Here is a 10,883-nt window from a genome sequence, read left to right on the forward strand (position 1 = left end):
GATGACCAGACGCCGCCTGATCGCCGTCGCGCTGGCCGTGGCGACGGCGGTCGCTGCCGGCGTCACCATCGCGTCCGCCGACGCGGCCGTCACCGGGTCCGCGGCAGCATCCGCAACAGCATCCACAGTGGAGGACGAGGGCGCCGACTGCCCGGTGCCGGCGCTGCCCGACGCCGGCGCGGCGCTGGGCGGCGCCGAGGTGTACAGGGCGCTCGGCGCGGGCGACGCGATCACGTACTGGTCGGACGTGCAGGACGGCACGCACTGCGCGAACCGGCCCGAGTGGCGGACCCCGCTGCAGCAGCACATCCAGCGGTTCCTGCTGCGCACCGGCAGCAGCGCGGGCACGTTCCGCATCTCCAGCCGGGCGGCGGGGCGGCTGTCCGACTGGTCCGACCGGCAGACCCCGGTGCTGAGCGACGGGCCCCCGCAGTCGCCGTCGCCGTCCGCGCCGGTCTCCGTGTCGCCGTCTGTGTCGCCGTCTGTGTCGCGGTCCCCGTCGCCGCCGGCCTCGCAGTCCGCGGGGCAGGGGTGCACGGCGGTGGTGACGGTGCAGAACGTCTGGGACGGCGGGTTCGTCGCCTCCGGGCGCGTGAACGCCGGGGGCGCGCCGATCCCGGGGTGGACGGTCCGGCTCGCCCTGCCGGCCGGCAGCGCGATCACCAACGTGTGGAACGGCAGGCTCACCGGTACATCGGTGGCCAACGCGACCTGGAACGGATCGCTCGGCGCGGGGGCGTCGACCGAGTTCGGCTTCCAGGGCACCGGGCCGGTGTCGGGTCTCGCCGCCACCGGCTGCGCCGCCGCCTGAGGTCCTCCGCCGCCGGGCGCTTCAGACCTGCTGGAGCGCCCGGCGGATGGCGGCGGCGACGTGCTCGGGGTCGCGCTGGTCATGCACGACGATGACGGCGGTCCCGTTGCCCCTGCTCGTGGCGCCGGCGGCTCCCGCGCCCGTCTCAGCGCCCGCTCCAGACACCGCTCCAGACACCGCTGCGGGGCCCGCTTCGGTGGTCGCGAACAGCGACACCACCTGCGCCATGGCGGCGTCGAGCTCCGCGACGGGCTCGGCGGTGTCGCGCCGCAGCCACCGCCGGAGCACGTGGTTGTGGGCGGAGACGACGGCGGCCGCCATCAGCTCGGCCCGCAGCGCCGCGCCGGGAGCGGAGCCCCACGACTCGGCGATGAACTCGCGGAAGAGCCGCTGGTACCGCGCGACGCTGGCGATCTCCCGGTCCCGCAGGGTCGCGATCCGGCTGGTGAGCGCATACCGCAGGCGGGCCCGGTCCCCCTCCTCCAGGTACCGCAGCAGGACGAGGCGCACCGCTTCGGTGACCGCCACGATCGCCGTGTCCGCCGTCGACGTCGCCAGGCGCTCCTTCACGGTCGCGAGCAGGCGGTCGTGATCGGGGAAGATCACGTCCTCCTTCGACCGGTAGTGGCGGAAGAGGGTGGTGCGGCCGACGCCCGCCCGGTCGGCGATGTCGTCGGCGGTGGTCTGCTCGTAGCCGCGCTCGTCGAACAGCGCGAGGGCGGCGTCGACGAGCCGGTCACGTACGGGAATCGCGGTCACAGTTCCCCATCCTCCCGCATCGCTCTGACCTGTTGCTTTCCGGTCCCGGTATCCAGTACCGTCCCAATGGTACGCAGTACCGCATCGATCTGGGGAGGACACATGGTCCTGACGTTCGGTTCCAGCGCCGCTACGGCCCGCGCGCTGGCCTACGACCCGGTACTGCGTTCCACCGACCTGTTCCGCAGCGTCGACCCGGACTCCGCCGCCGCGCTGGCCCAGGAGTTCGAGCGGGTCGACGCGGACCGGGGCACGGTCCTGTTCACCGAGGGCGACCCCGGCGACCGGCTCTACATCGTGCTGTCGGGCAAGGTGAAGCTGAGCCGCCGCTCCCGCGACGGCCGCGAGGGCCTCATGGCGCTGCTCGGCCCGACCGACCACTTCGGCGACTTCGAGCTGCTCGACGGCGGTCCCCGGGTCGCCGCCGCCACCGTCGTCTCCGACGCCCGCCTCGCGGTGCTGCCCAAGACAGTCCTGGACCGGTGGATCGCCCACCACCCGCACGTGGCGGAGCAGCTGCTGCGGGTCATCGCCCGGGGCATCCGCGGCCACCGCGCCGCCGTCGACGACCGCCTCTTCAGCGACGTGCCCGGCCGGGTCGCCGGCCGGCTCATCCAGCTCGCCCAGCGCTTCGGCGTCGCCGAGGACGGCGCCACCCGCGTCGTGCACGACCTCACGCAGACGGAGCTCGCCCAGTTCGTCGGCGCCTCACGGGAGTCGGTGAACAAGGTCCTCGCCGAGTATGCCGCCCGCGGCTGGGTCCGCCTGGAGCACAAGTGCGTCGTCATCCTCGACAACGCCCCGCTCGCCCGCCGCGCCCAGCGGGGCCGCCGCCGCTGACCGGCGTCTCTTAGGCTGGTCCGCGTGGACCTGGAGTTCAGCGGCGAGGTGTGGCACTGGCGCGGCCCGTCCCCGTTTCACTTCGTGACGGTGCCGGAGGACGAGTGCGCGGCCCTGCGCTCCGCGGCCGCCCTCGTCACCTACGGCTGGGGCATGATCCCGGTCACCGCCCGCATCGGCGCCACCACCTGGACGACCTCCCTCTTCCCGAAGGACGGCGGCTACGTGGTCCCGCTGAAGGACCGCGTCCGCAAGGCCGAGGACATCGACCTCGGCGACACCGTCACCCTCCGCCTCACCGTCGCGGCCTAGCGGGCCGGGGGCGTGACCGCGGCGACCATGGCCGAGCGCGGTGAGCGCTTGCCGAGCAGGCTCCGGGAATACACGGCGTAGGTGTACTCCGTCGAGCCCTTCAGGCCCTTGAGCGTCACGTCGGCGCGGTTGGTCGTCACGACCCGTGTCTCGGCCGCGCCGTTGACGGCGACCACCAGGTACGTCGTGCCGCCGATCCTGTCCGGGCGGCGCTGCCAGGTAAGCCGGACGCTGCTCGGGGTCACGTCCGTCACGGTCAACCCCCGGGGGGCGCGGCTCTTGGGGTCGACGCCGGCCGCGGCCACGGTGTTGCGGAACACCGTCGCCTCGCGCGTGTCCGAATCAAGGCCGTTGGGGCCGTTGATGAACCGCCGTCCCCACGCCGTGCGGCTGTTGCCGTCGAAGTTGTTCACCAGGTCCAGGTAGCTGAACTGCTTGTCGTTACCGCTCCAGGACCAGCCGAGGTAGCCGAGGTGCTGCGCCTGCGCGGTGGCCATGATGGCGTCCTCGTCCGGCTTGCCCCACTGGTGCTGGCTGGAGAACTCGCCGATGAGGATCGGCAGGTGGCGGTCGGTGAACGAGGTGAGGTAGCCGCTGACCTTCGGCGCGGTGTCGAACATGCCGTACATGTGGATGTCGAACGCGGTGTTGCCGGTGGGGTCGGCGGCGAGCACCCGCTCGGCGTTGTCGCGCATGATGAACGACTCGTCCTGGCCCCAGCCGGGGCCGTCGACCAGCAGCGTGTGCTTGAAGCCGGCGGCGCGCAGCCGGCGGATCGCGTCGGAGGTCTGCTGCACCCAGGGCCACGAGGTGCCGTTCGCGAACGGTTCGTCGGCGATGTTGACGAGGACGTTGTCCTCGTGGCCGGCCAGCGTGTCGCGCAGGCTGAGCCAGAACTGCACCGCTTCCGACATCGGTGCCGCCTTCTTGTCCTGGCCGAAGCCGGCGGTGTCGTGGGCGTCGAAGATACAGATCAACCGGTTCTGCTGGCACAGCTCGACGACGGTTGCCACCTCCCGTGCCGGGGCCCGCCGAAACTGGTGGCCGATGCCGAGGGTGACCCGCACCGCGTTGGCGCCCGCCGCCTTGATGGCCGCGAAGGAGCTGTTGTGGTCCGGGTACCACATGAAGTCGTGGTTGACGCCGCGCAGCACGAGGTCGCTGCCGTTCGCCTCGACGAGCCGGCCGTCGCGAACCCGGATGCCGATGTGCGGCTCGGCGGCGTGTGCCCGGCCCGGCGTCAAGAGCGCGGCCAGGAGCGTGGCGACCGTCAGCACCGTCAGCACCGGCCGGGTCGGGCCGGCAGCACGCGGTCGAGCCAGGCGCTTTGTGCGCGCAGGCAGAACGTCGTCGCGCCTGGCCGGCCCGCGCGACACCTGAGCGTCGGTTGTCACGGCACCTGCGCATACCCCGGGGCTTCCGCTCCTACCCGCACCGCCGGGTGACCCGGTCCACCCCCGCCCCTCGGACGGGCGGAGACCTAGAGCGGCCAGTGCCGCACGGCGGTGTCCAGCCAGGGGACGACCAGCAGGACCGTCGGCAGGACGAGGATCGCGGCGGCCAGGGTGTAGACGGCGGCGGCGAGGCGGCGGTCGGTGGGGGCGGCGCCCGGGGCCAGGCGGTCGAGGCGCCACCGGCGCTCGCGGTCGGTGTCGTGCGGCTCCAGCTCGAGGTCGCCGGCGGGGCCGCTGAGTGACCGGAGGGCCGCGTGCACCGGCTCGTCGCCGTGGACGCGGCGGGCGGCGTCGTCCGCCAGGGCCTCCAGGAGCAGGTGGACGGCGTCCAGGGGGGCGCGGCTGCGCAGCGGGGCCGGGACCGCGCGGTAGAAGGCGGTGAACGACTCCATCACCACGTCGTGGCGGGCGCGCAGGTGGGCCCGCTCGTGGGTGAGGACCGCGGCCACCTGCGGCTCGCTGAGCAGGCGCAGGGTGCCCTCGCTGAGCACGATCCTGGGGGAGCGGCCCGGCACGCAGTACGCGAACGGCAGCCCGCCCTCCAGGACCCGCAGCGGCACGTCGCTTTCGATCGTGGCCTGGGAGAGCAGGTCGGCGAGCAGGCGGTGGCGGGCGCGGCGCACCCGCGACCGGTACGCCACCAGGAACAGCGACACGAGCAGCCGCACGACGATGACGGCGGCGACGGCCAGGGCCGCGACGAGGGCGGCGACGGCGAGCGTGGTGCCGCGCGCCCGGACCAGCTCCTCGGGGCCGGCGAGCACCACGCCCAGCGCGCACAGGACGGCGGCGAGGGTGATCGCCTGCCACAGCGCGACGGCGGCGCCGGGGGCCCGGGCCGTCCAGCGCGCCCTGGCGAGGGGGCCGGGGACGACGAGCGACAGGGTCAGGCCGAGCGCACCCAGCAGGAGCGCGGTCACCGGGCTCTGGCGGCCTTGATCGCCGCGGCGAGCGCGTCCGGGCCGATCCGACCGACGAAGTGCGCGAGGGCCGCGTCGCGGGCGGCGCCGTCGGGTGCGCCGCTGAGGGCGTCGAGCATGAGGGCCGCGGTCATCTCCTCGCGCGTCTGGGTGGCGGCATACCGGTAGGCGCGGTCCGCCTTCTGCTGCGTGACCACGCCCTTCTTGGCCAGCCGGTCCAGCACCGTCATCACGGTCGTATACGCGAGGCCGCGCGAAGGGTCGAGCCGCTCGTGCACCTGCCGGACGGTCAGCGGCTCCCCGGCGTCCCACAGCTGCGCCATGACCTCGCGCTCGAGGTCCCCAAGTCCGGCCATGCCGCCAGTGTAACCGGGATTACGGTGCGCGTCGTACTACAAGCCGTAGTATCTACTACGAGATGTCGTAGAGGGGGACTCATGGACGTGCTCGACCTGACCCGGCTGCAGTTCGCGGTCGTCACGCTCTACCACTACCTGTTCGTGCCGCTGTCGATCAGCCTGTCCGCGGCGACCGCCGGCCTGCAGATCGCCTGGATGCGCACCGGCGACGACAAGTACCGGCAGCTCACGATGCTCGTCGGCAAGCTGCTCATCGTCACCTTCGCCGTCGGCGTCGTCACCGGCCTGGTGCAGGAGTTCCAGTTCGGGCTCGCCTGGAGCGAGTTCGCCCGCTTCTACGGCGACGTCTTCGGGCCCACCCTCGCCATCGAGGGCATGCTCGCGTTCTTCCTCGAGGCCACGTTCCTCGCGCTGTGGTACTTCGGCTGGGACCGGCTGTCGCGCCGGGTCCACCTGGCGACCATCGTCGTCGTCGCGGCCGGCACCCTGCTGTCGGCGTTCATCATCCTGGCCGCGAACTCGTTCATGCAGCACCCGGTCGCCTACGAGCTCGACCCCGCCACCGGCCGCGCCCGCCTCACCAGCTTCAGCGAGCTGCTGCTCAACAAGGTCAACCTCGCCGCGTTCCCGCACACCATGGCCGGCGCGGTCATGGTCGGCGGCGCGCTCCTGCTCGCCGTCGGCGCCTGGCGCTTGAAGGATGCCGCCGACGGCGCCGCGTTCGCCACCCTCGCCCGGGTCGGCGCCTGGATGACCGCCGCCGGCGGCGCGCTCACCGCCCTCACCGGCGACCACCTCGGCAAGGTCATCACGCAGGTGCAGCCGATGAAGATGGCCGCCGCGGAAGCGCTCTACGCCACCACGACCGGCGCGCCGTTCTCCGTCTTCGCGGTCCCCGGCTTCAGCATCGAGGTGCCCCGGCTGCTGTCGATCCTCGCGTACGGCAGCCCCGACGCGACCGTCGCCGGCATGGACGACCTCCAGGCGCAGTACAGCGCCGCGTACGGCCCCGGCAGCTACGTGCCGATGATCCCGGTGGCGTTCTGGACCTTCCGCCTCATGATCGGCGCCGGCATGCTCGCGATGGGGTTCGCGCTGCTGTACCTGTGGCGCACCCGGCGCGGCCGCCGGCCCGCGGCCTGGATGCTCCGGGTGGCGATCCTGCTGCCGCTGCTGCCCGCCGCCGCCAACAGCCTCGGCTGGATCTTCACCGAGACCGCCCGGCAGCCGTGGATCGCGTTCGGCCTGACGAAGGTCGCCGACGGCATCTCCCCGGGGCTCACCGCCGGCGAGGTCCTCGCGTCACTGCTCGCGTTCACCGCCGTCTACGGCGTCCTCGCGGTCGTCTGGTTGCGCCTCGTCCGGCACCTCGCCCGCAAGCCGCTGTCAGCGCCCGTACCGGTGGCCGCCGACCCCGAACCCGCCCTGAGCTACTGAGGAGACCCCGATGAGCCTCGTCGTCATCTGGTACGCGCTGATCGTCCTCTGCTGGGTCCTGTTCTTCGTCCTGGAGGGCTTCGACTTCGGCGTCGGGCTGCTCAGCCCGCTGCTCGGCCGCGACGAGCACGAACGCGCCGCCGCCGTGCGCACCATCGGCCCGTTCTGGGACGGCAACGAGGTGTGGCTGGTCGCCGCGATCGGCGTCACGTTCGCCGCGTTCCCGTCCTGGTACGCGGCGCTGCTGTCCGGCCTGTACCTGCCGATGGTGGCGATCCTGCTGCTGCTCGCCGGCCGCGGCGTGGCCCTGGAGTTCCGCGGCAAGCACGACTCGCCGCGCTGGCGCCGCCGGTGCGACCTGGTCCTCGCCGCCTGCTCGGCCGGCGTCGTGCTGCTGTGGGGCGCCGTGCTCACCGTCTTCGTCCGCGGGCTCGCCCTCGACGCCGGCGGCGAGGTCACCGGCGGCGGCCTGGCCCGCACCCTCACGCCGGTCCTCACCCCGGCGGCCGGCCTCGGCGCGCTGCTCGCCCTCACCGCCGCCGTCCTGCTCGGCGCCACCTTCCTGGCCCTGCGCACCACCGGCCCCGTCCGCCGGCGGGCCGGGCTGCTGGCCCGCCGGGTCGCCCTCACCGCCGCCGTCGCGGCGCTCGTCGTCGCCGCCGGTGCCGCCCTCGCGGGGGCCGCCGCCACGGTACTGGTCGCGTCTGCCGCCGCCGTGCCCCTCGCCGGGGTCGCTGTCCTGACCCGGCGGGCCGGGACCCGGTGGGAGGCCGGCTCGTTCGCCCTGGTCGCGATCGCGGTCGCCGGCGCCGTCGTGGCCACGCTGACCGCCAACGGCGACGTGGTGCTGCCGAGCACCCTGTCGGGCGCGTGGTCGCTGACGATGTCCGAGGCCGCCGCGACCGGCCCCGCGCTGCGCCTGATCAGCGCCGCCGCCGTCGTCGTGCTCCCCGGCGTCCTCGTCTACCAGGCGTGGTCCTACCGCGTCTTCCGGCAGCGCGTCGCCAGCGAGCGGGTCGCCTCGTGACCAGCGTCGCGGGGACGCCCGTCGCGGAGGGCGGGCGTCGCAGCCGGGGGCCCGTCGACCCGAGGCTGCTGCGGCACGCGCGCAGCAGCCGGGCGGGGATCGCGCTGCTCGCCGTCATCGGGGCCGCGCAGGCCGCCGCGACCGTCGGGCTCGCCGTGGTGGTCACCGGCATCGTGGTGCGCCTCGCCGCGGCGGAGCCCGTCGGTGCCGGAGCCCTCGCCGCGCTCGCCGGGGTGTACGCCGCCCGGGCCGCCCTGACGTGGGCGGAGCAGGTCGCCGGCCGCCGCGCCGCGGCCCGCGTCACCGACGAGCTGCGCCGGTCCGTGCTGGCCGCGGCGCTGCGCCGCGGGCCTGCCTGGGTCGCCGGGCACGGCAGCGGGCGGCTCGTCGCGGTCCTCGGCGGCGGCATCGACGCGCTGCGGCCGTGGTTCAGCGGGTACCTGCCGTCGCTCGTCCTCGGCGTGGCCCTGCCGCCGCTCGTCGTCGCCGCGATGCTCTTCGCCGACCCGGCCTCCGCCGTCGTCGTCCTCGTCACCCTCCCGCTGGTGCCGCTGCTCGGCGCGCTCATCGGCTGGGCCACCCAGCGGCGCGCCCAGGAACGCTGGCAGGCGAGCGCCCGGCTCGCCGGACACTTCCTCGACGCCGTCCGCGGCATCGCGACGCTGCGCCTGTACGGCCGCGCCGAACGCCAGACCGCCGCCGTCGCCCGCATGACCGACGCCCACCGCGCCGCGACCGTGCGGGTGCTTCGGGTCGCGTTCCTCTCCTCGACCGCCCTGGACCTGGTCGGCACGCTGTCCGTCGGGCTCGTCGCGGTCGAGGCCGGGCTCCGCGTCGCCGCCGGCCACCTCGACCTCGGCCCCGCGCTCCTGGTGATCCTGCTCGCCCCCGAGGCGTACCGGCCGCTGCGCGAGGTCGCCGCCCGCTTCCACGCCAGCGCCGACGCGGCCGCCGTCATCGCCGACGTCGACCGGATCCTGACGGACGCCGACGCCGCTTTGCGTTCCACCGCGACCGGCGGGGAGCCCGGTGTCGTGGTCGCCGGTGTCCGCGTCCGGCACCCCGGTGCCGCCGTCGACGCGCTGCGGCTGCCCACCCTGGCCGTCGACGGCGGAGAGCTCGTGGCGCTGCGCGGGCCGTCCGGCGCCGGGAAGACCACGACGCTGCGGGTGCTCGCCGGGCTGCAACCCGTGTCGGCCGGGTCGGTCGCCGTGGGCGGGGGACAGCCGCTGTACCTGCCGCAGGACCCGACGCTGCCGCACGCCCGCACGGTCGCCGAGGCGGTCGCCCTCGACGGCGAGACCCGCCCGGCCGACGCGGTCGTGCTCGGCGCGCTGCGGACCGTCGGCCTCGACACCGAGATTCTGGCCATGCCCGGCGGCCTCGACACCCCCCTCGGCGAACGCGGCCAGGGCCTCTCCTCCGGGCAGCGGCAGCGGCTCGCCCTGGCCCGGCTGCTGCGCCAGGCCGCCGCCGCCCCCGCCGTCGTGCTGCTGGACGAGCCGACCGCCCACCTCGACGCCGCCGCCGAACGCCGGGCCGTCGCCGAGCTGCACGCCCTCGCCGCCCGTGGCTGCGCCGTCCTCGTCGTCGCGCACCGGCCCGCCGTCCTCGCCGCCGCCGACCGGACCGTGACCGTCGCCCCACCCACGCGGCCCGTGCCCCCGTCACCCGTGCCGGCCGCCGCTGCCCCGTCACTCGTGCCGGCCGTCGCTGCGCCGTCACTCGTGCCGGCCGTCGCGCTGTCGGCCGTGCCGTCGGCCATCGCGCCGGTGCCGGACGGTGCCGTGCCGTCGGCGGCCGATCCACACCCGGCGCGCACCGACGGCGCGCCGCGCGGACGTGGATGGCTGCGGAGCCCGGTGGTCGCGGTCGGGCTGGGGGCCGGGTCGTGGGTCGCCGGGCTCACGCTCGTCGCGGCGGCGGTGTGGCTGCTCGTGCGGGCCGCGCAGCTGCCGCCGGTGCTCACCCTGTCCGGGGCCGTCGTCCTGGTGCGGGGCAGCGCCGTCGCGCGGCCGTTGCTGCGGTACCTCGAACGTCTGGTCTCGCACGAGGTCGCGTTCGCGCGGCTCGGCGCGTGGCGGGCCGAGGTGTACGCCGCCCTCGTCCCCAGGGTGCCCGGGCCGGCCCTGCACCGCCGCGGCGACCTGCTCACCAGGGTCGTCGACGACGTCGACGCGCGGGTGGACGGGGTGCTGCGGGGTCGCCTGCCCGCGTACGCCGTGGGCGTCGCCCTCGCCGCCGCCGTCCTCGCCGCCGCCATGGTGGACCCGGTCGCCGCGGCCGCCCTCGCCGCCGGGCTCGCGGTCGCGGCGCTGCTCGCACCGTGGCTCGCCGCCCGGCACGCGGCCCGGACCGACGCCGCCACCGGCAAGGCCCGCGCGGAGCTGCGCGACGCCGTCGTCGAGACCGTCGAAGGCGTCGAGGACCTCGCGACCCGCGACCCCGCCGCCGCCCTCGCCGTCCCCGGCCGCCGCAGCCGCGCCCTGTCGCGCCTGGAGGCCCGGGCCGCCTCGACCGCCGGCGCCGCGTCGGCCCTCGCCCAGGTCGGCTGCGGCCTCGCGGTGCTCGGCGTGGCCCTCGCCGCCGCGGCCGGCGGCCACTCCGGCGAGGTCGCCGCGATGCTGCTCCTCGGCGCGGTCGCCCTCGCCGAGCCCGTCCTCACCCTCCCCGACGCCGCCATCGCCCGCCGCGCCGCCGCCGGCGCGACCCGCCGCCTCGCCGCCCTCGCCGCGCTGCCCCGTCCCGCCGCACCATCCACAGGGGACGCCACGGCGGCGGGGGGCGACCTGACCCTGGCCGTGGAGCGCGTCGCCGCGCGGTCCCGTCCCGCCATGCCGTCCACAGGGGACGTCACGGCGTTGGGAGACGACCTGACCCTGGCCGTGGAGCGCGTCGCCGCGCGGTCCCGTCCCGCCATGCCGTCCACAGGGGACGTCACGGCGGTGGGAGACGACCTGACCC

The 10,883-nt window shown here is 75.4% G+C and carries 10 protein-coding genes; 6 read left to right on the top strand and 4 right to left on the bottom strand.

Annotation, left to right across the window (positions count from 1 at the left end; translation table 11 throughout):
- Nucleotide 1: 1 nt before the first annotated feature.
- On the top strand, nt 2-811 hold the full coding sequence (locus tag AB0I21_RS17020; protein WP_360562049.1) for a cellulose binding domain-containing protein: 810 nt from the start codon (nt 2-4) through the stop codon (nt 809-811).
- A 21-nt stretch (nt 812-832) separates the two neighbouring features.
- Here AB0I21_RS17020 and AB0I21_RS17025 read toward each other — a convergent pair whose 3' ends face one another.
- A complete protein-coding gene (locus tag AB0I21_RS17025; protein WP_360562051.1) occupies nt 833-1,570 on the bottom strand; it encodes a helix-turn-helix domain-containing protein in 738 nt (245 codons plus the stop codon).
- Nucleotides 1,571-1,672: 102 nt separating this feature from the next.
- Here AB0I21_RS17025 and AB0I21_RS17030 point away from each other — a divergent pair, with 102 nt between their 5' ends.
- Nucleotides 1,673-2,410: a Crp/Fnr family transcriptional regulator gene (locus AB0I21_RS17030; protein ID WP_360562052.1), complete on the top strand. Its 738-nt coding sequence runs from the start codon at nt 1,673-1,675 to the stop codon at nt 2,408-2,410.
- 24 nt (nt 2,411-2,434) lie between these two features.
- A complete protein-coding gene (locus AB0I21_RS17035; protein WP_360562053.1) occupies nt 2,435-2,722 on the top strand; it encodes a DUF1905 domain-containing protein in 288 nt (95 codons plus the stop codon).
- Here the strand turns inward: AB0I21_RS17035 and AB0I21_RS17040 are convergent.
- The 3 genes from AB0I21_RS17040 to AB0I21_RS17050 all read right to left on the bottom strand — a co-directional run bounded on the left by AB0I21_RS17040 (nt 2,719) and on the right by AB0I21_RS17050 (nt 5,452).
- On the bottom strand, nt 2,719-3,999 hold the full coding sequence (locus AB0I21_RS17040) for a cellulase family glycosylhydrolase (protein ID WP_360562054.1): 1,281 nt from the start codon (nt 3,997-3,999) through the stop codon (nt 2,719-2,721). The two genes, AB0I21_RS17035 and AB0I21_RS17040, sit on opposite strands and share 4 nt — an antisense overlap.
- A 203-nt stretch (nt 4,000-4,202) precedes the next feature.
- Nucleotides 4,203-5,096: a M56 family metallopeptidase gene (locus tag AB0I21_RS17045; RefSeq protein WP_360562056.1), complete on the bottom strand. Its 894-nt coding sequence runs from the start codon at nt 5,094-5,096 to the stop codon at nt 4,203-4,205.
- A complete protein-coding gene (locus tag AB0I21_RS17050; protein WP_344498789.1) occupies nt 5,093-5,452 on the bottom strand; it encodes a BlaI/MecI/CopY family transcriptional regulator in 360 nt (119 codons plus the stop codon). The genes AB0I21_RS17045 and AB0I21_RS17050 overlap by 4 nt, the downstream gene beginning before the upstream one ends.
- Nucleotides 5,453-5,533: 81 nt before the next feature.
- Here AB0I21_RS17050 and AB0I21_RS17055 point away from each other — a divergent pair, with 81 nt between their 5' ends.
- From AB0I21_RS17055 to cydD, 3 genes are all read left to right on the top strand, one after another.
- Nucleotides 5,534-6,892, top strand: coding sequence for a cytochrome ubiquinol oxidase subunit I (locus AB0I21_RS17055; protein ID WP_360562058.1), 1,359 nt, complete (start codon nt 5,534-5,536; stop codon nt 6,890-6,892).
- Between the two features lie 10 nt (nt 6,893-6,902).
- Nucleotides 6,903-7,919: a cytochrome d ubiquinol oxidase subunit II gene (gene cydB, locus AB0I21_RS17060; protein ID WP_344498793.1), complete on the top strand. Its 1,017-nt coding sequence runs from the start codon at nt 6,903-6,905 to the stop codon at nt 7,917-7,919.
- The coding region (gene cydD / locus AB0I21_RS17065) for a thiol reductant ABC exporter subunit CydD (RefSeq protein WP_360562059.1) at nt 7,916-10,883 on the top strand (2,968 nt) is incomplete at its 3' end. The genes cydB and cydD, both read left to right, overlap by 4 nt.

The organism is Dactylosporangium sp. NPDC050588 (genome assembly GCF_040654975.1).
GTDB classification, from domain to species: Bacteria; Actinomycetota; Actinomycetes; order Mycobacteriales; family Micromonosporaceae; genus Dactylosporangium; species Dactylosporangium maewongense.